The sequence below is a fragment of the Mucilaginibacter sp. P4_C11 genome, assembly GCF_056402115.1.
Genome location: NZ_JBFUIA010000001.1, coordinates 293,780 through 316,222, shown reverse-complemented (window position 1 = coordinate 316,222; position 22,443 = coordinate 293,780). Strand labels below are relative to the sequence as shown.

Genomic DNA, 22,443 nt, shown 5'->3' with positions numbered 1-22,443 from the left:
AATGAGTGATAGACCTAACCTGATTGTTGATTTGACTTTCGAGTTTTCTTTAAAGGTTATCAGCTTCACCGAGAAGCTGGAAGCGTTAAGGAAATTCAATATGGCTAATCAGTTGTTCAGAAGCGGTACATCGATAGGGGCAAATGTTTGCGAAGCACAAGGGGCGCAAAGTAAAAGCGATTTTAAACATAAATGTAAAGTAGCTTATAAGGAAGCCGAAGAAACCAGGTACTGGTTGTTGTTATGCCAGAAAGCAGAGAGTTACCCATTTGAACAATCGATGCTGGATGATGTACAATCAATAGTAAAGGTTTTAGGAAAATAATTTCCTCGATAAAAGAATAAAACGTAATTAAATAGAACTAAGAAATTAAAACATTAATCGCAAATCTGCTTATCTCGAAATTGCAAATTATTAATCTGCACATCTGAAATCTGCATATCTGCACATCGCAAAGCCAATGTTATATTATTTGTTTAACTATCTAAATAAAAACTACAACATACCGGGACTCGGGGTATTTCAGTATATCACGTTTCGTACGGCTTTGGCTGTAATAACATCGTTGCTGGTTACAACCGTTTACGGTCGTAGGCTGATTGATTACCTGCGTTTTAAACAGGTTGGCGAAACGGTTAGGAATTTAGGTTTGGAAGGCCAGATGCAAAAATCGGGTACACCTACTATGGGCGGGCTAATCATTTTGCTGGGTATCCTGGTGCCTACTTTGTTATTTGCCAAATTGAGTAATGTATACATTATACTGATGATAATTACCACCGTTTGGCTGGGCGCCATTGGTTTTTTAGATGATTATATTAAAGTATTTAAAAAGAATAAGGAGGGCCTGGCAGGTCGTTTTAAAATTGTAGGCCAGGTGGGTTTATCGCTGATTGTGGGCTGGACAATGTATTTCAATACCAATATTGTTATTCGCCAGGAAGTAAAGTTGCCGGTAATAGTTAATGCGCCTGTTGATTTTCACTTGAAAAAGAATGTACCGGTTTATACGCAGGACGTACACTCTACCAAAACTACCATGCCTTTTTATAAAAACAACGAGTTTGATTATGGCAAGGTATTAAAGTTTATTGGTCCTGGGTATGAGTATTATTCGCTGGTGGTGTTCCTGTTTTTTGTGATCATCATCATCACTTTTATATCCAACGGGGCCAATATAACGGATGGTATAGATGGCCTGGCGACGGGTACATCGGCCATTATTGGTATTACACTGGCCATACTGGCCTATGTATCCGGTAATATCGAAATAGCCGACTACCTGAACATCATGTTCATCCCCAACTCGGGCGAGCTGGTGATTTTCGCCGGTGCTTTTGTTGGTGCCTGTGTTGGCTTTTTGTGGTACAACTCCTACCCGGCGCAGGTATTCATGGGCGACACAGGCAGTTTGGCCATAGGCGGTATCATAGCTGTTTTTGCTATCATGATTCGTAAAGAGTTATTGCTGCCGGTATTATGCGGTGTATTTGTGATCGAGAACATGTCGGTAATTATGCAGGTGGGCTGGTTTAAATACACCAAAAAGAAATTTGGCGAGGGCCGCAGGGTGTTTTTAATGGCGCCGTTGCACCACCACTATCAAAAGAAAGGTTTCCACGAAGCCAAAATCGTAACCCGGTTCTGGATCATCGGGATACTGATGGCGATAATAACGATAATAACGTTGAAGCTGAGGTAGGACGCGAAGCCCCCTAACCCCCTGAAGGGGGAACGATAACGGATTCAAAGAGAATAGAATAAAAAAATTAAGTAAGAAATGAGCCAGACAAACAACATACCCAATCAAAAGCACCCCCTTCAGGGGGCGGGGGGGGCTATTGTTGTGCTTGGCGCCGGCGAAAGTGGTGTTGGTGCGGCATACCTGGCGCAAAAGCAGGGGTATGATGTGTTTGTGTCGGATTTTGGAGCCATTGCGGATAAGTACAAAAAACAACTGGAAGACTGGAATATCAGCTTCGAGGAAAAACAACATACCGAGGATTTAATCCTGAACGCGGTTGAGGTGATCAAAAGTCCCGGCATTCCGGATAAAGCGCCGATCATCAAAAAGCTTAAAGAGAAAGGGGTTCCGGTAATATCCGAAATTGAATTTGCGGGCAGGTATTGCAGCGCGAAGATCATCGGCATAACCGGATCAAACGGTAAAACTACTACCAGCAGTTTAATCTATCATATTTTAAAAAATGGTGGTTTAAATGTTGGGCTGGCCGGCAACATAGGTAAAAGCTTTGCTTACCAGGTGGCTACCGAAAACTTTGATTTATACGTGCTGGAACTAAGCAGCTTTATGCTGGATGATATGTTTAAGTTTAAGGTAGATATAGCAGTATTGCTAAACATCACACCCGACCATTTGGACAGATACGATTACAAGCTGGAAAACTATGCGGCATCCAAATTCAGGGTTACGCAGAACCAAACGGCGGCCGACTATTTCATTTACTGCACCGATGACCCGGAAACCATAAAAGGTATGGCCAACCGGAAATTCGACGCTCAACTATTGCCTTTTTCTATTGAAACCAAGATTGAACCGGGAGCATATCTCGAAAACGACAATATTGTCATTAACACAAATCAAGAACATTTTACAATGTCAATTCAAGAACTGGCCTTACAGGGCAAGCACAACATTTACAACTCCATGGCATCAGGTATTGTAGCAAGGGTGCTGGAGTTGCGCGAGGGAACGATAAAAGAGAGCATGGGCAACTTTAAAGCTATTGAACACCGGCTTGAATTTGTAGCCAATATATCGGGCATCCGTTTTATCAACGATTCAAAGGCCACCAATGTTAACTCAACCTGGTACGCATTAGAGAGTATGAGCAGTGAGGTAGTGCTGATACTTGGCGGTGTTGATAAAGGTAACGATTACGGGATGCTTAAAGATTTGGTAAAAAGTAAAGTACGGTCAATAGTGTGTTTGGGTAAAGATAACAAGCGTATACACGATGCTTTTGAAGATGATGTGCATGTTATAGTAAATACATTCTCGGCCCAGGAGGCTGCCCAGGTAGCATTTCACCTGGCCGAAAAAGGAGATACTGTTTTATTATCACCAGCCTGTGCCAGCTTTGATTTGTTTAAAAATTACGAAGACAGGGGAAACCAGTTTAAAGCAGCGGTGAAGGAACTTTAATTTGAAAATTTGAGTATTTGAAGATTTGAAAATGGTGAACGGGTAAAATCGTTGGGGCTGTCTTAAATCGGTGAAATCAATCTAAAAATCAGTGGAATCATAAGCAAAATGCATAGGATATTAAACAACACAAAAGGCGACCGGTGGATATGGCTGATAGTGATATTGCTTTCTGTTATATCCTTGTTGGCTGTATACAGCTCAACGGGTACGCTTGCTTATAAACGTGGCGTTGGTGTCGAGTCGATTTTGATGAAACACCTGGCTATGGTTGTGGGTGGTATTATGCTGATGTATATTTCGCACAAGCTGGATTATAGGTACTATGCCGGCCTGTCTAAAATCATGATGATCGTTACTATTCCGTTGCTCATCTATACCCTGGTATTTGGTAGCCACATCAACAATGCAAGCCGCTGGATTAATATCCCGCTTGTTGGTTTAAGCTTCCAGACATCAGATTTGGCCAAACTCGCCCTGATTACTTACCTGGCGCGCACTTTATCGCGTAAGCAGGAAAATATTAAAGATGTAAAGGAATCATTTTTGCCTATCATGGGCTCCGTTTGTTTGGTTTTTATATTGATCGCTTTAGCCAATTTATCAACCGCGTTGATGCTGTTTGGCGTTAGTATCTTGTTATTAATCATCGGCCGTATCAGCATTAAGCAGATAGCTATTGTATGCGGCGCAGGGTTTATATTATTATTGGGTGTTATATTTTTGGGGCCAAGGCGGCATACCTATGTTTCGCGCGTAAATACTTTCCTGCACCCCGATTCAACCAAAACAGATAAATCATTTCAGGCCGATCATGCAAAGATAGCCATCGCCAGCGGAGGCCTTTTTGGTAAAGGCCCCGGTAACAGCACCGAACGGAATTACCTGCCCGAATCATACTCGGACGAAATTTATGCCATCATTGTTGAAGAGTACGGCCTGGTAGGCGGTTTCGCGCTGGTAGGCATTTACCTGTTTTTGTTGTACAGGTGTATAAAAATTATTACCAAGGCGCCCAAGGCGTTTGGCGCGTTGCTGGCATGTGGCTTAAGTTTTAGCCTGGCAATACAGGCCTTTGCCAATATGGCTGTGGCAGTAGGCCTTGGCCCGGTAACGGGTGTGCCGTTGCCTTTTGTAAGTATGGGTGGTACATCGCTGTTGTTCACCAGTGTGGCCTTCGGAATCATACTATCAGTAAGCAGGGATATTGAAGAACCGAAGAAAGTTGTGGTGGGGGAAATAAGCGTAGCGTAGGCCCCCTAACCCCCTGAAGGGGGAACAATAGTTTAAGAAGTTTATAAAATGAAAAAGGATAGCATACAAGCAAAAGACGCCAATCAAAAGCACCCCCTTCAGGGGGCGGGGGGGGCTTCGCCGCGCATCATCATAAGCGGTGGCGGAACAGGAGGACACATCTTCCCGGCTATTGCTATTGCCAATGCTTTGAAGGCTATCGACCCTAAAACCGAGATCCTGTTTGTGGGAGCCCTTGGTCGTATGGAAATGGAAAAGGTACCCGCTGCCGGGTATAAGATCATCGGCCTGGATATCCGCGGCATTCAGCGCGATTCTGTCTGGAAAAATGTGATGTTCCCGGTTAAACTGGTAGGCAGCGTACGCAAGGCATTGCAAATTATAAAAGATTTTAAACCTGATGCTGCCGTTGGGGTTGGTGGTTATGCCTCGGGGCCGTTGTTGTACGCGGCATCAATGAAAAAAATACCATACCTCATACAGGAACAAAACTCCTATGCGGGTATTACCAATAAGTGGCTGGGTAAAGGAGCACAAAAAATTTGTGTGGCTTTTGATAATATGGAGCAGTTTTTTCCTGCCGATAAAATCATCAAAACAGGCAACCCTATTCGTAAAGATTCGGTAAATATAGCCGGTAAGCACATGCAGGCTTTGGAGTTGTACAAGTTATCAACCTTTAAAAAAACTATACTGATAACCGGGGGCAGCCTTGGCGCGCGTACATTAAATAACAGCATCATGGCTGGTTTGGATAAGCTGATAGCTGCCGATGTGCAGATCATTTGGCAAACCGGTAAGTTTTATTATAAAACAATCATCGAAAAACTGGGCGAAGATTACCACCCGGATGTTAAGATAAGGGAGTTTTTAACCCGGATGGATTTGGCTTACGCAGCTGCCGATGTTATTATATCAAGAGCAGGGGCGGGCACCATTGCCGAATTATGCGTGGTGAAAAAGCCGGTTATCCTGGTGCCATCGCCAAATGTGGCCGAAGACCACCAAACAAAGAACGCGCTGGCACTGGTGCAGGAGGACGCTGCCATTTTTGTAGCCGACAGGGATGCTGAAGCGAAATTGGTGGATAGGGCGATTGAGTTATTGAACGACAAATCATTACAAAAAAAGTTAAGCACTAACATAGGTAAAATGGCTATGCCAAATGCCGATGAAGTGATAGCTAAAGAGCTTTTACAAATAATAAAATAACAATTAAAGTTATGGTCCTCCTTCTCCCAAAAAGGGGAGGACCTTTTTTAAAAACATCAAAATGGAATTACGCGACATACAAAGGGTTTACCTGGTGGGCATAGGCGGCATCGGGATGAGCGGCCTGGCCCGCTATTTCCAGCATCTGGGTTGTATTGTTTGCGGTTACGATAAAACAGTTACCGACCTCACCAACGATTTACACAACGAGGGTATCCAGATTTGTTTTGAGGATAATGCCGATTGTATCCCCATCAGCTTCCAGGCGCCATCTGTAGATACACTCATTATTTATACACCGGCCATCCCTAAGGATTCGGCGGTACTTAACTATTTTAAAAATAAAGGATTTGAGTTATTCAAACGTTCGCAGGTTTTAGGTTTAATCAGCAAAAGCTCGTTCACCATAGCCGTTGCCGGTACACATGGCAAAACCACCACATCAACCATGGTGGCACATTTGTTAAAAGCGTCGGGTAATGATTGTTCGGCTTTTTTGGGCGGCATATCATCCAACTACCAAACCAACGTGCTGTATGGCAAAAACGATGTAATGGTTGTTGAGGCTGATGAGTACGACCGGTCGTTTTTAACACTGTTCCCGGATGTGGCCATCATCACATCCATGGATGCCGATCATTTGGATATTTATGGCGATCATGAACATTTAACAGAATCGTTTAAGCTATTTGCATCGCAGATAAAAAGCGGCGGTACACTGGTACACAAAAAAGGCCTGCCTTTAGATACCGGCTATACCTATGCCCTGGAAGATGCAACGGCCGACGCACATGCGGCAAACATCCGTATTGAGGGTGGCGACTTTTACTTTGATTTTATCAATGCCGATATCAGTATCCCCGATATAAAAATGGGTATTGCAGGTACGCACAATATCGAAAATGCTGTTGCCGCTATCGAAGCTGTTTTAAGATTGGATATCCCGGCCCAATCAATTAAAGATGCGCTTGGGTCGTTCCGCGGTGTTAAACGCAGGTTTGAGTATATCGTGAAAACACCGGGGCATATTTATATTGACGATTACGCGCATCATCCCGAAGAATTGAGGGCGGCCATATCATCTGTAAAAAGGTTATACCCCGATAAAAAGCTGACCGCCATTTTTCAGCCTCACCTGTACACCCGCACCCGCGATTTTGCCGATGGTTTTGCCGAGGTGCTGAGCATGGTTGATGAGCTGATACTGCTGGATATTTACCCGGCCCGCGAGTTGCCTATTGAAGGGGTTACTTCAGGCATGCTGCTTAACAAAATGTCGTTGATCAATAAACGCATACTAAGTAAACAGGAAGCGTTGGACGCTATTAAAAATGAAAAACCCGAACTGCTGTTAACAGTAGGCGCGGGTGATATAGATACACTGGTACATCCCTTGAAGGAGATAATGCAGCATGGATAAAAAACTCATTTGGAAGCGCCTTTTAATAGGATTTGCCTGGGTAATTTGCCTGGGTGGCCTTGTGGTGCTTATGGGTTTTATCGAATCGAAAAAAGCATCGGTGGTTTGCACCGCTGTAAAAGTAAACATTCCGGGCAACCAGTATTTTATAGATAAACAGGAGGTTGACCAGATATTACAAGCCAACAGCCATACGCTGGTAGGGCAAAAGCTGGAAAATATTAATATCCAGGACCTGGAAAACAAACTAAGGGCAAATCCATTTATTGAGTTTGCAAAGGTATACACCGAAATGGATGGGGTGTTGATGGTTGAGGTGAGCCAGCGCCAGCCCATATTAAGGGTAATGAACCATTACGATATGGATTTTTATATCGATCAGCATGGGTTAAAAATTCCGCTGTCGTCAAACTTTACCGCAAGGGTATTGGTTGCCAATGGTTATATCGATGAGTTGTTTACCAATCATGTTGATTCATTGCATACACAGCTTGCAAAAGATTTATATAAAACAGCCGATTTTATCCGTAGGGATTCATTGTGGGATGCACAGATAGCGCAGATATATGTGAATACCGACCGCGAGATTGAATTGATACCAAGGGTAGGCAGCCAGCGAATTTTGATAGGTAATGCCGACTCGTTAAATGTAAAACTAAGGAACCTGCAAGCCTTTTATAAACAGGTGCTGCCACACGTGGGCTGGGATAAGTACCGCACCATTAATATTAAATACACCAACCAGGTAATTGGTGTAAAAAACGAACTGACTAAAGCAGATTCGGCTAAAATGAAAGCATTGAAGCTGGACTCGCTTAAAATGAAAAAGGATACATCTCAAATAAAAATGTAATATGGACAAAAGCTCAACACAAGAAAAAAGTTCACCAATTGTAGTAGGATTGGATATCGGGACTACTAAAATATGCGTCATCGTTGGTCGCAGGAGCAAGAATGGGAAGATTGAGGTATTAGGAATTGGTAAAGCAGAATCTGCGGGCGTAACCCGTGGGATGGTTTCAAATATAGATAAAACCGTACAGGGTATTACCCAGGCGGTTGATATTGCCGGCGCGCAATCAAATGTTGATATTAAAGTGGTATTTGTTGGTATTGCCGGTCAGCACATTAAAAGCTTACAGCACCGCGGCTTAATAACCCGCCGCGATTTACAATCGGAGATAAGCCGCAAGGATATTGATAAACTGATTGAAGATATGTACAACCTGGTAATGCCTCCGGGCGAGGATATTATCCATGTATTGCCGCAGGAGTTTACGGTTGATAATGAGCCGGGAATTAAAGACCCTATTGGCATGGCTGGCGTACGTTTGGAAGCCAACTTCCACATCATATCCGGCCAGGTTACGGCTATTAAAAATATTGTAAAATGTGTTAACAAGGCCAACCTGGATAGCCAGGACCTGATACTGGAGCCATTGGCATCTTCTGAATCTGTTTTGAGTGAAGAGGAAAAAGAAGCCGGTGTAGTGTTGGTTGATATTGGTGGTGGTACTACCGATGTGGCCATTTTCCATGAAGGCATAATCCGCCATACCGCCGTTATCCCTTTTGGTGGTAACAGCGTAACCGAAGATATCCGCGAAGGCTGCTCTGTAATGCGCAACATAGCCGAGCAGTTGAAAGTAAGGTTTGGATCGGCCCTGGCAGATGAGAACAAGGAAAACGAGATTGTTTGTGTACCCGGCTTGCGCGGCCGCGAACCAAAAGAGATCAGCGTTAAAAACCTGGCTTACGTGATACAGGCCCGTATGGAAGAAATTGTGGAGCATGTGTATTACGAGATTAAATCATCGGGCTACGAGAAAAAACTGATTGCCGGTATAGTAATTACAGGTGGTGGTGCGCAGCTTAAACACCTGCGTCAATTGGTAGAATTTGTTACCGGTTTAGATTGCCGCGTAGGCTACCCTACCGAGCATTTGGCCAAGAATGAAGTGCTGCCAAAAAATATTTACGAAGAGCTGCAAAGCCCAACGTTTGCTACCGGTATAGGCCTTTTGATAAAAGGTATCCAGAAAACAGAGTACATGAGTGTAGATGTACCGGTTGAAAAAGCACAGAAGCCCAAGTTTGAGGGCAAAGGAAAAGAGGGTGGTTTATTTGACAGGTTGTTAAAGAAAAGCATCACCTTTATTAAGGATGATATAAATGATGAGGACTTTTTGAAATAATTATACACAACGCTTAAGTTTTTCCACATTGTAGACATTTGTGGAAAACTGTTGTTGAAAAAGTATTATTATTACGATGGTAAAATCTAAATAGTGGTTAAATCACATATACCTGAAAACGAAGATTATGCAGTTTGAGATGTTAAAAGAAAAATCGTCAATCATCAAAGTTATTGGTGTTGGCGGTGGTGGCGGCAACGCGGTGAACCATATGTACAGGCAAGGTATTACCGGTGTCGACTTTATAATTTGTAACACAGATGCCCAGGCGCTGGAACTTAGCCCTATACCCAACAAGGTACAATTGGGTGCCAGCCTTACCGAAGGTATGGGTGCCGGTTCGATTCCCGAAGTTGGTAAAAACTCGGCTATCGAAAATATCGACGATATAAAACAAATGCTAGGCGTTAATACCAAAATGCTGTTTATTACCGCAGGTATGGGCGGTGGTACCGGTACAGGTGCAAGCCCTATTATTGCTAAAGCGGCCCGCGAAATGGATATATTAACCGTGGGTATTATAACTACGCCATTCTCTTTTGAAGGTAAACGCCGCAAAATGCAGGCCGATGCCGGGATGGAAGAACTGCGTAAATACGTTGATTCGTTCCTGGTGATCTCGAACGACAGGCTGCGCCAGATTTTTGGTAACCTTACCATGAGTTCCGCTTTTGGGCAGGCAGATGATATATTAACCACAGCTGCCAAAGGTATCGCCGAGATTATAACCTTACCGGGCTATATCAACGTCGACTTTAAAGATGTGCGCACCGTAATGAAAGATAGCGGTGTATGTATCATGGGCAGCAGCAGCGCCGAAGGCGAAGGCCGTGCCTTAAAGGCAGTTGAAGGTGCTTTAGCATCGCCATTATTAAAAGATAATGAGATAGAAGGTGCACGTTATATTTTGCTTAACATCAGCTCGGGCCTTAAAGAGGTTACCATGGATGAAGTGAGCATTATTACCGATTACATACAGGAAGAAGCCGGTTTGGCCGCCGACCTGATTTGGGGTAACTGCGTTGACGAAAACCTGGAAGATAAACTTTCGGTTACCATTATAGCAACAGGTTTCCAAACCCAGGACGAGCGCGCAAAAGAGCAAAACAACAAAAAGATAGTATCAATGTTGGTTCCCGAGAACGCACCGTTGGTAAAACCTGTAAATGAATTCATAAACCCGGTTAAGGCCAACACGCCTGCTCAGCCATATATTAAACACAAAGAGGAGCCTAAGCAAACCGGTTTGTTTGATATGTTTGGAGCCACCGAAAAAAGGGACGACGATGTAGTTAAGTTTAACCTGCACGAAGAGGAGCAGGAAGAAGAAAACGAGCAGGATATGGCTGGATTCACTTTTAAAATGAGTGAGCCTGAAACTTACAGTGCGCCAGTACAGGAAGCACGCAAGCCCGAGCCTGTGCCAACTCCTGTTCCTGAGCCGGAACCGGTAGCCCTTGCAGGTGCTGATGATAATAAAACAAACGAATCGATAGAGGAGCAGCTGAAGAAATCGCGCGAGCGTATCATGCGCCTTAAAGATTTGAGCATGAAACTACGTACAGGCAACATCCAGGAGCTGGAAAATGTACCTGCTTACAAACGTAAAGAAGTTGCCCTGCAGGATACCCCAAAATCTGACGAAAGCGCCATTTCCCGTTTCAGCCTTATGCCCGATAACGAAGGCAACACCGAGATAAGGAGAAATAACTCGTTTTTGCATGATAATGCAGATTAGTATCAAGTAGTTAGTGTCAAGTAGCAAGATAAAAACGCCGCTATAGAGTATTTACTTTATGGCGGTGTTTTCTTTTTAATATAGTTAAAAAAACTGTTGGCTTTGTCATGACGCCAGCGCCGCTGCATTTGCAGCTGCCAGCCCTGCCTGAAGCGATTGTAGGTTGATTTGTGCTTTATTTAATTGGGCCTGGGCTAGGTTTAGCTGGTTTGTAACTATTGTAAGTGCGTTAAAAGTACGGTCGTACTGCAGGCAACTGTCGTTGTACACTTCATGAAGTAGCGATGGTAAGCTTTGTAATTGCGTAACGGAAACGGAATCAGCGAAATGTTTCGCCTTGGCAGACACCAGTGTCATAGCTGCCAAACTTTCTGTATTGCTCGCCTGCGCTGCAAACGATGTTGTTAATGCTACAAGTGTTAGCGAAATCGCGTTATTGGCATTATTACCCGCCGTGCCCACCATTGTAATTAAATCATCCGATACAAGTGGATTTATGGCTTTTCTCCTGATGATTAAAGCAGATAGCTTATTAACTATCTCCGCGGAATATATGAGTCGGTCAATTAACGTTTTTATCCCTGTAGCTATCTTATCGGTACAAGTGTTTGCAGTCTGCGTTTCTGCCATAGCTATAGCAGAATTGGCCTTTAGTTCAATAACTTTTTGTACAAGCTCATCGACAAGGTTCCGATTGTTTAAGCTCGCGACTTTGTTGTTATCAGCAATACTTAACAATGTTTGTATATTAGCCTGCTTGGCAGCAACTGAATTTACTATTGCTTGGTGGGTATCAACTGCTAATTGAGCATCAAGTACCTGGCTTGTAAGTGAGTCTAATTCTGCTTTTTTCGCTTCGGTAACGCCGTGACTTTTTTGCGAATGAGGGCTTAAATGTATTTTCATCTTTTTTCTTAACGTTAATTATGGCTTGCCAAATACTTAAAGCTTGCTGTGGTATAAAAGTCTGACAGTGTTGGCTTATACCAGGCTTGCTTCTCTGCTTCCCCTCCGCTGTAAACGGCCAATATTGCCGGCACGTACTCATTGTTAATAATTAACCGGTTTCCAAAGTTGTCGGTAGTGGCGGGTGTAATAGCCGTGTTGTAGGTAATTGTTTCATTTGTTGCGCCGGTAGCAGGAACTGCCACGCCGTAGTTGCCGGATGCAATAGCCTCCGCGAGCACATCGTTAAATATAAAGCCGAACGTGTTCTTTTTCAATTTTTCATTCCCGGCTTTTTTTACAGTTAAAAATATGCAGCGATACTCTACAGCTAAGCCGGGTGTATTGGCCGGCAGCGAAAATTTTACTGCTTGCGATATTTGCAGATCGGCAGCGTTTTCAATAATGTTTGAATTATTATCTTCAACCCATATGCTGCTGTTTTCCGGTGTATTTAAAGGGATGGAATATGCAAACGGAGCGGATGGAGCCGAAAGAAAATCATCGAAAGCATTCAGCTCCTTTTTATATCTATCTGTGAATATGGCAAATATAAAGGCAACGTATTGGTTGCCGGGAATGATGGCTTCATCGTCGGCATCCCAGGCCGTTCCTGTACTTATTTGCTGGCTAAGCACTTTATCACTTACAGATTCGGTAACTGCGACACAGCATCGTGCGTTAATAGCGTGCAGTTGTTGAGCCTGAATAATATTAAAAGCTATGGCCTTACTAGTTTTAACCAATAAAATAAAGTACGCTTTAATGGGATTTACGTTGGCTACGTCGTGTTTAAATGGGTTATGCAGGGGAGTGAACGAGATACTGAAATATCCTCCCGGCACATTATTTACCACTACATTTAAATTAAGATTGAGGGTGTTGTTAGTGCTTGTGTAGGCTGCTAACGCTGCTGTTACACTGGTTTCAATATCGGTGTAATTGCCTTCGGCAGTATTCTCCCTGATATCCACTGCAGTTAGACTATCACTGACAGCGTTAACTATTTGTAGGGCAGCATCAAAGTGGGCAGATACTATTTTAAACAAATTACCTGCTGATAAATTTGCATTTTTTGCATCATCGTAAACTGTGGCTGCGGAAACTTCGGCTATTTTCATTGATGCCTCCATGGCATCCTCAGCTAATTGTTCTGCACCATAAGCGGTTTCATTCAACAGCTCGCGCATTTTTTTTGCCAACTCGTATATTTCTGAATCAAAGTCTGCAGCGCTTACAATACTGAAAATCGATCCCGCATCGCTTGCGAGCCTGATAATGGCATTGGCCGCTACTTGTATATTTGCGGCGGCAACCGCCCCGTTTGTAACCGCCTGTTTTACATATTGATTTGCCTGATCGGCACTTGTCAACACATTGGCCGATAAGTTAGTTGCATTATTAGCCAGCTGTTTTATAGGTATATGGTGTGTCGCTAACTGGCTTTTAGCATATACCAGATTTTGCGTGGCTGCAATTTTTGCCCCTTGCGTATAATATAACGTAAACATGGAAGCGGTATGCTGTGCTTTAAGCGTTTTTAATGTCAGGGCCTGGGTTTGCAAAACAGCGCAAACTGCGCTATTTAAATTTTGGTTGTACGGATTCATATTAACTAATTGGCTCAGGGTTTATGCAGAAAGAACGGTAAATTTGCTATTGATGATTAATTGATATAAATGTATCAATTAGTATCAAGTAGTAAGTCGCATGTATCAAGATAAAAATCGCAAAGCCGTTATAAGTAATAGCCCATTCTTACTATCGGCTTTTTTGGTTAAATGAAAATCTACTTTGATGCCTCGATGTCATTAACTTGGTGCCAGGAAAAAATCTTACTACTTGATACTTACTACTTGATACCTCTACCCAGTTATAAGCTATTCTAAAAAGTTATAGCTATTGTATCGGCTTCTATTTACAGCTATATTTGCATATTATTCACGATTAACGGTAAATTATTTTGGATTTATTTGATAAAATAACAAAAAGCTTGGGCGGGCCGCTGGGTCAGCACCAAAAATGGTCACATGGTTATTTTTCATTTCCCAAACTGGAAGGGGAAATTGGGCCGCATATGCAGTTCAATGGGAAAGAGCATTTGGTTTGGAGCCTTAATAACTACCTTGGCCTGGCCAATCATCCCGAAGTAAGGGAAGCTGATGCCAAAGCCGCTGCCGATTACGGCATGGCCTACCCTATGGGAGCCCGTATGATGTCGGGTAACTCCATTCACCACGAAGAATTGGAGAATAACCTGGCGGCGTTTGTAGGTAAAGAAGCCGCGTTTTTATTGAACTATGGTTACCAGGGAATGGTATCTATTATAGATAGCCTGGTTGACAGGAACGATGTTATAGTTTATGATGCCGAATCGCATGCCTGTATTATTGATGGCGTTCGTTTGCATATGGGCAAACGTTTTGTTTACCAGCATAATGATATTGAAAGTTGCAGAAAGCAACTGGAGCGTGCTACCAAACTAACCGAGCAAACCGGCGGTGGTATTTTGTTGATTACCGAAGGTGTTTTTGGTATGTCGGGTGCGCAAGGTAAACTGAAAGAAGTAGTAGATCTGAAAAAAGAGTTCAATTTTCGTTTATTAGTTGATGACGCGCACGGTTTTGGTACCATGGGTAAAACCGGCGCAGGTACGCACGAGGAGCAGGATGTTATTGAAGGTGTGGATGTATACTTTGCCACCTTTGCCAAATCAATGGCAGGTATAGGCGCTTTTGTTGCGGCTGATGAGCAAATAGTACACTTTCTACGTTACAACATGCGCTCGCAGACGTTTGCCAAGGCCTTGCCGATGCCAATGGTGCTAGGCTTAAAAAAACGTTTTGAACTGTTGGTATCGCAGCCTGAACTACGCGAAAAACTCTGGACTGTAGCAACAACACTGCAAAATGGCTTAAAAGAACGCGGCTTTAACCTGGGCGTTACCAATACCATGGTTACCCCCGTATTTTTAGAGGGCGACCTTTACGAAGCCACCAGCCTTACCCGCGACCTGCGCGAAAACTATGGCATCTTCTGCTCAATAGTAATTTACCCGGTTATCCCTAAAGGATTAATATTATTAAGGCTTATCCCAACTGCCGTACACACCTTAGAAGATGTAGAGCGCACCCTAAACGCCTACAGCGAAATGGGCGAAAAACTAAAAGCCGGATATTATAAAGAGAACAAGCTGGAGATAGCATAATCTTGAATTTGAAGATTTAAAAATTTGAGGATTTGAAAATGAAATCCTCAAATGTAATATGAGTTAGAAGGCTTCAGTGATGAGGCCTTTTTTATTACGCCAATAATTAGTGGTCACCAGGCATTCATCTTCAAATTTTCAAATCCTCAAATCAAAAGCTTAGTGCTTAAAAAACGTCAGATACACCTGTTTTACAATATGATAGGCTGCAAACGCGAAAAATAGTATGGCAATGCCTGTATTGATTAACCGGTTGCTAAGGGCAAATTTGCTTTGCATGTACCGGGCAAACTCCGCATACAAAAAGAGGCATAAAAAAGCACCAGCTGCCGAGCCAATACTAAATATCACCAAAGCAACTTTGCCGGTAAGGATCCATTCATGTGTAATAAGGTAGGTGCCGGTTATCATCCAAAACGGCACCTGTACAGGGTTTAAAAAACCCAACAAAATGCCATACTTAATACTATCATGTTCCGACTTGCGGGGTTCTGGTGGTTTTTTACGGTTGGCCCAGGTAATTGCCCCCATAACAGCAAATAAAACAACCATTATCCAGTCTATAATTACGCTTAAATGCATCTGGCTTGACAGCCAGTCGGCGGCGTGCATAATAAAGTACGTAAAAAAAAATTCTACACACGAGAAAGCTATAATAAAGCGCATGGCCTCTTTCATGCCGCGGTTTATAGTAAGTTGCAAAAGTGCCAGGTTGATGTTACCGGGCGGGATGTAACCAATAAAATTGGCGATAAGCCCGATAAAAAAGGTAAGAAATATCATTGGCACAAAGATAGGGTGTAGATGTGCAGATGTGCAAATTATAGATGTGCAGATTTCAGATGTGCAGATTTCAAATGTGCAGATTTCAAATGTGCAAATTCAGATGGGCAAATTTTAATTTGATCTTTGCAAATCAATTTTTTCATCTGCACACCTGCACATCTGAAATCTGCACATCTAATCCATCCATCTTCCGTACATTTGCACATCGATAATCTGCACATCTGAAATAATGTCAACTGATAAAATAGTTTCCCTGCTTCCATCCGCTACCGAAATAATATGTGCCCTGGCGCTTCAGGATAACCTGGTGGGCCGATCGCACGAATGCGATTATCCTGAATTTGTAAAACAGCTGCCGGTTTGTACCGAGGCTAATTTCCCGGATGGGTTAAGCAGTGCCGCTATTGATGTAAAGGTAAAAGAATTACTGGCCGATGCCTTATCCGTTTACACCGTTAAACGCGAAGTGATTAAACAACTGGCCCCTGAAGTAGTAATTACGCAGGACCAGTGCGAGGTTTGCGCGGTATCATTGGCCGATGTTGAACTTGCTTTGGATAATTATCTTGATAAAAAAGCCCGGATAATTTCTTTGCGCCCAAACAGCCTCGGCGATATTTTTAACGATATCGCCACTATTGCCGATGCCCTGGGCGTACCACAGGCAGGCGCCGAACTGCTGGAACTGTTAAATGAGCGGGTAGATATTATTAAACATAAATTGAAATTTGCCGATAGCAAGCCTACTGTGGCCTGTATTGAATGGCTTGAACCTATGATGGTATCCGGTAACTGGGTGCCCGGCCTTGTTAGTATTGCCGGCGGTACCCCCGTATTGGCACAGGACGGAAAGCATTCGCCCTACGTAAGCTGGGACGATATCCGGCTACAGAACCCCGAAATTATAGTAGTGATGCCTTGCGGCTTTTCGATAGAACGTACGTTAAAGGAGATTGATGTTTTAATGCAATTACCCGGCTTTGACGATTTGAAGGCCGTAAAAAACAATCAATTGTACCTAGCCGATGGCAACCAGTATTTTAACCGCCCTGGCCCACGGATTGTGGACTCTATTGAAATCCTGGCCGAAATCATCCGCCCAAAACAATTTGCTTTTGGGTACGAGGGCGAAGGGTGGATTAAGTTTGGGGTATAGGCTGTCGGATTTATTTTAAAGTTGTCGCACATTTTAATCAATGACTTTGATAGTGGAGGTGTACCACCGTGTACCAGGGTATTTTACGTGTACCGGTACACACAGCATACAGTTTGTGAAGGTTTTGAAAAATATAGAGATAATAATATTTCAACTTATTAAAATTATTTAAAAAGTTGCCTATATTTAGCTGCCCTTTATTATCTAACATAATCCTACTATGCGCAAAATCTTTATCCTGATGCTGTTTGCAGCATTTTTTATGAGTACAGCTTTCAAAACTACGGATGGCGTAAAATTTAATGCCGCCGACCTGCGCATCAGTTGGGAGGTGATAGATAACAATTATCAGAATAAAAATGAAGCGCTAACCGTACTGGTAATTACCAATAGTGGTAAAACCGTTTTGCCGGCCGGCGGGTGGAAGTTTTACTTTAACTCGGGCCGTGGTTTTACCGAGAATACGGTAAGCGGCAACGCCAAAATAAACCAGGTAAACGGCGATTTATACAGTATTACCCCAAACGCAGGCTTTAAAGATTTAAAACCAGGCGAATCGGCCCGGATAGAATACGTAAACGACGACCCTGTGGTAAACGTTACCGATGCTCCCGAAGGTATATATATGGTTTGGGATGAGCAGCCCGAAAAAGGTTATAGTATTGGCTCTTTTGATATCAAGCCATACAAGCCGAGCTACGCAGGCCTGGTTACTCCCGAAATTGTTTACGACAGGAATAAAACGGTTACCGATATTCCTGCCGATCAATTGCCTAAAATATTGCCTACGCCGGTAAGCTATACCGAAACCGGTGGTACGTTTACCATCGACGGAAAAACGTTGGTTGTTGCCGATGGTACCTTTGCTAAAGAAGCAGCTTACCTGGCCAACAGCTTTAGTAAAATATTGGGCAGGCCGTTAACTGTTTCGGCAGGCGCAGCGGGTACAGTTATCGCATTAAAAAAAGTTGATGGCATTGCTCCCGAAGGATATGAACTTAAGGTAAGTGCACAAGGTGTTGTCATTAACGCCTCTACAGCTGCCGGTGCCTTTTATGGCATCCAGTCGTTAACAAACCTGGTTTCGCCCGCTGCATGGGTTAAAACCGAAAGGAGTATTAAAATTCCTTGTGTGGATGTAAAGGATGCTCCCCGTTTTGCCCACCGCGCCGTGATGCTGGATGTGGCCCGCAACTTTCAAACACAGAAACAGGTTATTAAATTGATTGAGGCCATGAGCCTTTATAAGCTAAATGTTTTGCACCTGCATTTAACGGATGATGAAGGCTGGCGAGTTGAAATCCCATCATTGCCCGAACTTACTTCGGTTGGTTCAAAACGCGGGCATACGCTGGATAGTAAAAATCATCTGCCTGCATCCCATGGTTCGGGACCTGATGTAAATAATCCATACGGTTCGGGTTTTTATACTAAGGCGGAGTACATTGAAATATTAAAATACGCTACCGATAGGCACATCATCGTAATCCCCGAGATTGAAACACCCGGCCATGCCCGTGCATCTATCAAAGCCATGGATGCCCGCTATGACCGCCTGGTGGCCGAAGGCAAAAAAGACGAAGCCGCCAAATATTTACTGCGCGATTTGGACGATAAATCCGAATACCGGTCTGTACAATATTGGAATGATAACGTGATCAACGTATCCTTGCCATCAACCTATACTTTTGTTGAAAGGGTTGTTGATGATTTGATAGCCATTTACAAAGAAGCCGGTGCGCCATTGCCCGGTATTCACTTTGGCGGCGATGAAGTGCCACCTCATGTTTGGGAAAAATCGCCGGCCTACCTGGCTCTAAAGGTCAGCCACCCCGAAATTCAAAACACAGGCGATTTATGGTATTATTTTTACGGCCGGGTAAACCAGATACTAAAAGTCAAAGGAATTCACCTGGCGGGATGGGAAGAGATGGCCCTGCGCAAAACAAAGATAGATGGTAACGACACCTATGTGCCCAATCCCGATTTTACCGGCGAGCACCTGCAGGCCGATGTATGGAACAACGTGTTAGGTGGCGGACAGGAAGACCTGGCCTACAAACTGGCCAATGGCGGCTACAAGGTGGTGCTTACCTGTGTTACCAACTTGTACTTTGATATGGCCAACTACAAATCATTTGATGAACCAGGCTACTATTGGGGCGCGTTTTTAGGTATCGATAAATTTTACTCCTTTATCCCATATGATTATTTTAAGAATGCAGATGTTGACAAGAACGGGGCACCCATAAATCAAAATATATTTTTAGGCAAGCAACGCCTTACCGATTATGGTAAATCCAACATTATTGGTTTACAGGGCGCGCTATGGGCCGAAACAGTTAAAGGGCCCGAGCGTATGGATTACATGATATTCCCCCGCCTGTTTGGCCTGGCCGAGCGCGCCTGGGCGGCAGACCCAGCCTGGGCTACCGAAAAAGACCCCATAAAAGCAAAGCAAGAGTACGATTTAGCGTGGTCGACATTTTTGAATGTATTGGGTAAACGGGAGTTACCCCGCCTAAGTTATTATAATGGCGGCTATAATTACCGCGTGCCTAAGCCAGGCATCAGCTTGCAGGATGGTAAGTACGCCAGCAATATCGAATTTCCGGGCCTAACCATCCGTTACACCACCAACGGTAAAGACCCTGATGCTAACAGCAAAGTATATACTGCACCGGTTGATTATAAAGGAGGCGAAATTAAATTCCGCGCCTTTGACCCAAAAGGCAGGGGAGGTAACATAGCAACAGGCGGTGAGGCGACAGAAGGAAAAAAACAAGGATCGACGTTGTAAGTCGAAAGTCCGAAGCCCTGAGTCGAAAGTCAAAATAAAAACAAAAAAAATCCGCAGATCAAACAATTGACTGCGGATTTTTTTTGCCACTAATGACTAAACCGCAGGATACCTTCTTCTTAAAAGAGCATAAAATTTCTCGGCTGTGGCAGCTTTGCTTTCCCAGTTGTTTTTGGCAACGTAATTGGTTTTCAGGAAGCGCTCGGCCTCTTCGTAAGTGTTAAAGCGGTTTACTATTTCAATCGCTTCGCTGTAGGCCAGGCTGTAACCGTTAAATAAGTCTTTAATATAAAGTAATTTATCGTTCAGGTTTATGGCCGATTTCAGGTCGGTAACAGGCAATGCATTTACATGTGCCGATAAACCGTTGTCCCGTTCGGTTTTCTGGGCCGACATCTTTTGGTTAAAGGTGAGGATTTCTTCTTTAGCTGTTTCAGTTTTAGCCACCATCGGTTTAAACAATTCGGGCTGTGGCGCAGGTGCCGGTTTTTCAACGGGGGGAGCACTTACTACTATCGGTTCTTCAATCTGCGTTACGGGTTCGGCATCTTTAAAATCCGCTTCAGATTCTTCGGCCTCATCCAAAACTAATTCTTGTTTTAATATTTCGGGCTGTTCTGCTTCAAATGAATCTATGGTGTTATCCGCTTCGGTGTCGATAAACGAGATCGGTTCATCGTTAGCGGCAGTAGGCAATTCTATTTCGGGTTTTACCGGATTATAAGGCACGTGAACAGGCGTTTCGGCTTCTTTACTTAATTCCAGCCTATTTTCAACTACCGGTTTTTGCTGAACTACCGGCTCAAAAAAGCGGCGCTCATGCAAGGGCTCTGGTCTTGATGCCGGTGTTGTTGTAACCGCCGGCCTGGGTTTTTCAATTACTGGTTCCGGCTTCATGGCAACAGGCTCCGGTTTTTCGGCCGGTGTGGTTTTGCGCTCATGTATTTTGCGCAATATTTCGGCATGATCTTTTAAAAAATGGGCATTGGCTACAAAAAGCTCCAGTTCAAGTTCATTCAAATCGCTGCTTTCGGCTTTCAGGTAATCATATTGGTCATTAAGCTCCTGTAAAATACCACCAATCTTTTTAAAAATATCCATTTGCTTCATGGCTTCAATGTTGGGAAAATGCTTACCAAAAATAGGATAAAATTCTGATATTTGGCGCCGTGCTATACTATACACGTTGTATGCTGTAGTTACAATATGAATATCAGTTGCTTTGTTTTACATCTTCCTTTTTTTCTTTTCGGGTTAAGGAGTCAAGAATCTAACATCAAATTTGGCAATTACACCAGGTTTTTGAAATTTAGAGTTTGGGATTTGGGATTTAGAGCTTGGTTTTTAGAATTTGGAGCTTGGTTTTTTTTAGGATTTAGAGTTTAGGATTTAGAATTTATTTAAAGAATGGTTTACCACGAAGATGTTTTCAGGCGTAAAAGCGAATCAGGTGGCAGTATTGAACTGGTATGCGGATCTATGTTTTCGGGTAAAACCGAAGAACTTATCCGCAGGTTAAACCGTGCGCGCATCGCTAAACTAAAAGTGGAGATATTTAGCCCTAAGTCAGATACGCGTTACTGCGAAGATGCCATCGTTTCGCACAATGCCAACAGGTTTAGCTCAACGCCGGTTGATAGTGCTTCGGCTATATTATTGCTCACCAATGATGCCCACGTGATAGGGGTAGATGAAGCCCAATTTTTTGATGATCAGTTGCCCGAAGTATGCACCATACTGGCTAACCGGGGTATTCGTGTAATAGTTGCCGGGTTAGACATGGATTTTAAGGGCCGCCCTTTTGGCCCTATGCCAGCCATTATGGCCATTGCCGAATCGGTTACCAAGCTGCATGCCGTTTGCGTGCAGTGCGGCAACCCAGCTATGTATTCCTATCGCCTTGTACCCGATAATGCCCGCATCCTTTTGGGCGAGAAAGAAAGCTACGAACCCCGCTGCCGCATTTGCTATAATAGCTAAGGTAATAGCCGAAAATATTTTCCTGTATCAGCTTAATTGCCAAAACAAAAAGTGGTCTGTTTGTTATTATAACACCGGACCTGTTTAATTTTAAAATGAATTATAGGAAATTTTTATAATTTTTAATTAAAGTTAACTATATTCGGTATTAACTATCAATACCTTATGGCTAAGAAAATTTTAGTGATCGAAGATGATAAAGACATCAGGGATACTATAGTGTACGTTCTGGAAGAGGAGGGTTACGAAGTTGTAGCCTCGGACAATGCCCGGATATTAAAAAAGCTTTTAGAAATAAACCCTGACCTTATCTTGCTGGATAACTGGCTTACCGACTGGAAAAGCGATGCCAGCGGCCAGGAAATAAGCAAAGGACTTAAAAGCGACCCAACCACAAGCCATATACCGGTTGTCATGATATCGGCCGTAAACAATATTGAAGAAATTACCAAAGCCGGAAGCGCCAACGGTTATTTGAAAAAACCATTCGATTTAACCGAGCTAACCGGAATAGTGAAAAAGTATTTAGAATAATTTGTAAAACGTTTAAACAAAAAGGCCTTCCAGATAATCCCGGAAGGC

Annotated in this window: 18 protein-coding genes; 14 read left to right on the top strand and 4 right to left on the bottom strand. The window is 43.3% G+C overall.

Annotation, left to right across the window (positions count from 1 at the left end; all coding sequences use genetic code 11):
• The first annotated feature begins 1 nt into the window (after position 1).
• From AC1DU2_RS01395 to ftsZ, 9 genes are all read left to right on the top strand, one after another.
• Positions 2-325, top strand: a complete 324-nt coding sequence (locus AC1DU2_RS01395; protein WP_477382436.1) for a four helix bundle protein — start codon at positions 2-4, stop codon at positions 323-325.
• Positions 326-461: 136 nt separating this feature from the next.
• Complete coding sequence (gene mraY / locus AC1DU2_RS01390) at positions 462-1,703, top strand: phospho-N-acetylmuramoyl-pentapeptide-transferase (protein WP_477357430.1); 1,242 nt, start codon at positions 462-464, stop codon at positions 1,701-1,703.
• 78 nt (positions 1,704-1,781) lie between these two features.
• Positions 1,782-3,167 (top strand): UDP-N-acetylmuramoyl-L-alanine--D-glutamate ligase, encoded by a 1,386-nt coding sequence (gene murD / locus AC1DU2_RS01385; RefSeq protein ID WP_477382435.1) that lies wholly within the window; start codon positions 1,782-1,784, stop codon positions 3,165-3,167.
• A gap of 108 nt (positions 3,168-3,275) precedes the next feature.
• Positions 3,276-4,421 (top strand): FtsW/RodA/SpoVE family cell cycle protein, encoded by a 1,146-nt coding sequence (locus AC1DU2_RS01380; protein ID WP_090652420.1) that lies wholly within the window; start codon positions 3,276-3,278, stop codon positions 4,419-4,421.
• Positions 4,422-4,469: 48 nt separating this feature from the next.
• A complete protein-coding gene (gene murG / locus AC1DU2_RS01375; protein ID WP_477382434.1) occupies positions 4,470-5,633 on the top strand; it encodes an undecaprenyldiphospho-muramoylpentapeptide beta-N-acetylglucosaminyltransferase in 1,164 nt (387 codons plus the stop codon).
• A gap of 61 nt (positions 5,634-5,694) precedes the next feature.
• Complete coding sequence (murC, locus tag AC1DU2_RS01370; RefSeq protein ID WP_477382433.1) at positions 5,695-7,053, top strand: UDP-N-acetylmuramate--L-alanine ligase; 1,359 nt, start codon at positions 5,695-5,697, stop codon at positions 7,051-7,053.
• A complete protein-coding gene (locus AC1DU2_RS01365) occupies positions 7,046-7,906 on the top strand; it encodes a cell division protein FtsQ/DivIB (protein ID WP_477382432.1) in 861 nt (286 codons plus the stop codon). Before murC ends, AC1DU2_RS01365 begins: the two co-directional genes overlap by 8 nt.
• A gap of 1 nt (position 7,907) precedes the next feature.
• Positions 7,908-9,248 carry a cell division protein FtsA gene (gene ftsA / locus AC1DU2_RS01360; RefSeq protein WP_147056140.1) on the top strand — a complete coding sequence of 447 codons (1,341 nt, stop codon included), beginning with the start codon at positions 7,908-7,910 and terminating at the stop codon, positions 9,246-9,248.
• Positions 9,249-9,375: 127 nt separating this feature from the next.
• The gene (gene ftsZ / locus AC1DU2_RS01355; RefSeq protein ID WP_477382431.1) at positions 9,376-10,986 is read left to right on the top strand and encodes a cell division protein FtsZ; all 1,611 of its coding nucleotides are present in this window, start codon (positions 9,376-9,378) and stop codon (positions 10,984-10,986) included.
• Positions 10,987-11,091: 105 nt separating this feature from the next.
• Here the strand turns inward: ftsZ and AC1DU2_RS01350 are convergent, their stop codons facing one another.
• Both AC1DU2_RS01350 and AC1DU2_RS01345 read right to left on the bottom strand, forming a co-directional pair.
• Positions 11,092-11,892, bottom strand: coding sequence for a hypothetical protein (locus tag AC1DU2_RS01350; RefSeq protein ID WP_477357418.1), 801 nt, complete (start codon positions 11,890-11,892; stop codon positions 11,092-11,094).
• 14 nt (positions 11,893-11,906) lie between these two features.
• Positions 11,907-13,541: a hypothetical protein gene (locus tag AC1DU2_RS01345; RefSeq protein WP_477357416.1), complete on the bottom strand. Its 1,635-nt coding sequence runs from the start codon at positions 13,539-13,541 to the stop codon at positions 11,907-11,909.
• 353 nt (positions 13,542-13,894) lie between these two features.
• On the opposite strand from AC1DU2_RS01345, the gene AC1DU2_RS01340 reads away from it, so the two are divergent.
• On the top strand, positions 13,895-15,139 hold the full coding sequence (locus tag AC1DU2_RS01340) for an aminotransferase class I/II-fold pyridoxal phosphate-dependent enzyme (RefSeq protein WP_477357414.1): 1,245 nt from the start codon (positions 13,895-13,897) through the stop codon (positions 15,137-15,139).
• A gap of 159 nt (positions 15,140-15,298) precedes the next feature.
• On the opposite strand, the gene AC1DU2_RS01335 is transcribed toward AC1DU2_RS01340, so the two are convergent.
• Positions 15,299-15,922, bottom strand: a complete 624-nt coding sequence (locus AC1DU2_RS01335) for a LysE family transporter (RefSeq protein ID WP_477382430.1) — start codon at positions 15,920-15,922, stop codon at positions 15,299-15,301.
• Positions 15,923-16,154: 232 nt separating this feature from the next.
• Here AC1DU2_RS01335 and AC1DU2_RS01330 point away from each other — a divergent pair, with 232 nt between their 5' ends.
• Both AC1DU2_RS01330 and AC1DU2_RS01325 read left to right on the top strand, forming a co-directional pair.
• Complete coding sequence (locus AC1DU2_RS01330) at positions 16,155-17,081, top strand: cobalamin-binding protein (RefSeq protein ID WP_477382429.1); 927 nt, start codon at positions 16,155-16,157, stop codon at positions 17,079-17,081.
• A 220-nt stretch (positions 17,082-17,301) separates the two neighbouring features.
• On the top strand, positions 17,302-19,881 hold the full coding sequence (locus AC1DU2_RS01325) for a family 20 glycosylhydrolase (RefSeq protein WP_477382428.1): 2,580 nt from the start codon (positions 17,302-17,304) through the stop codon (positions 19,879-19,881).
• 96 nt (positions 19,882-19,977) lie between these two features.
• On the opposite strand, the gene AC1DU2_RS01320 is transcribed toward AC1DU2_RS01325, so the two are convergent.
• Positions 19,978-20,991 (bottom strand): hypothetical protein, encoded by a 1,014-nt coding sequence (locus AC1DU2_RS01320; protein WP_477382427.1) that lies wholly within the window; start codon positions 20,989-20,991, stop codon positions 19,978-19,980.
• A 297-nt stretch (positions 20,992-21,288) separates the two neighbouring features.
• On the opposite strand from AC1DU2_RS01320, the gene AC1DU2_RS01315 reads away from it, so the two are divergent.
• Together AC1DU2_RS01315 and AC1DU2_RS01310 are read left to right on the top strand one after the other, a co-directional pair.
• Complete coding sequence (locus AC1DU2_RS01315; RefSeq protein WP_477382426.1) at positions 21,289-21,861, top strand: thymidine kinase; 573 nt, start codon at positions 21,289-21,291, stop codon at positions 21,859-21,861.
• A gap of 165 nt (positions 21,862-22,026) precedes the next feature.
• A complete protein-coding gene (locus AC1DU2_RS01310) occupies positions 22,027-22,395 on the top strand; it encodes a response regulator (RefSeq protein ID WP_477357402.1) in 369 nt (122 codons plus the stop codon).
• Positions 22,396-22,443: the final 48 nt, after the last annotated feature.

What these genes read in the sequence shown, in the direction of transcription:
- AC1DU2_RS01395 (WP_477382436.1), top strand. Translation starts at nt 2, where the DNA reads ATGAGTGATAGACCTAACCTGATTGTTGATTTGACTTTCGAGTTTTCT.
- mraY (WP_477357430.1), top strand. Translation starts at nt 462, where the DNA reads ATGTTATATTATTTGTTTAACTATCTAAATAAAAACTACAACATACCG.
- murD (WP_477382435.1), top strand. Translation starts at nt 1,782, where the DNA reads ATGAGCCAGACAAACAACATACCCAATCAAAAGCACCCCCTTCAGGGG.
- AC1DU2_RS01380 (WP_090652420.1), top strand. Translation starts at nt 3,276, where the DNA reads ATGCATAGGATATTAAACAACACAAAAGGCGACCGGTGGATATGGCTG.
- murG (WP_477382434.1), top strand. Translation starts at nt 4,470, where the DNA reads ATGAAAAAGGATAGCATACAAGCAAAAGACGCCAATCAAAAGCACCCC.
- murC (WP_477382433.1), top strand. Translation starts at nt 5,695, where the DNA reads ATGGAATTACGCGACATACAAAGGGTTTACCTGGTGGGCATAGGCGGC.
- AC1DU2_RS01365 (WP_477382432.1), top strand. Translation starts at nt 7,046, where the DNA reads ATGGATAAAAAACTCATTTGGAAGCGCCTTTTAATAGGATTTGCCTGG.
- ftsA (WP_147056140.1), top strand. Translation starts at nt 7,908, where the DNA reads ATGGACAAAAGCTCAACACAAGAAAAAAGTTCACCAATTGTAGTAGGA.
- ftsZ (WP_477382431.1), top strand. Translation starts at nt 9,376, where the DNA reads ATGCAGTTTGAGATGTTAAAAGAAAAATCGTCAATCATCAAAGTTATT.
- AC1DU2_RS01350 (WP_477357418.1), bottom strand. Translation starts at nt 11,892, where the DNA reads ATGAAAATACATTTAAGCCCTCATTCGCAAAAAAGTCACGGCGTTACC.
- AC1DU2_RS01345 (WP_477357416.1), bottom strand. Translation starts at nt 13,541, where the DNA reads ATGAATCCGTACAACCAAAATTTAAATAGCGCAGTTTGCGCTGTTTTG.
- AC1DU2_RS01335 (WP_477382430.1), bottom strand. Translation starts at nt 15,922, where the DNA reads ATGATATTTCTTACCTTTTTTATCGGGCTTATCGCCAATTTTATTGGT.
- AC1DU2_RS01330 (WP_477382429.1), top strand. Translation starts at nt 16,155, where the DNA reads ATGTCAACTGATAAAATAGTTTCCCTGCTTCCATCCGCTACCGAAATA.
- AC1DU2_RS01325 (WP_477382428.1), top strand. Translation starts at nt 17,302, where the DNA reads ATGCGCAAAATCTTTATCCTGATGCTGTTTGCAGCATTTTTTATGAGT.
- AC1DU2_RS01320 (WP_477382427.1), bottom strand. Translation starts at nt 20,991, where the DNA reads ATGAAGCAAATGGATATTTTTAAAAAGATTGGTGGTATTTTACAGGAG.
- AC1DU2_RS01315 (WP_477382426.1), top strand. Translation starts at nt 21,289, where the DNA reads ATGGTTTACCACGAAGATGTTTTCAGGCGTAAAAGCGAATCAGGTGGC.
- AC1DU2_RS01310 (WP_477357402.1), top strand. Translation starts at nt 22,027, where the DNA reads ATGGCTAAGAAAATTTTAGTGATCGAAGATGATAAAGACATCAGGGAT.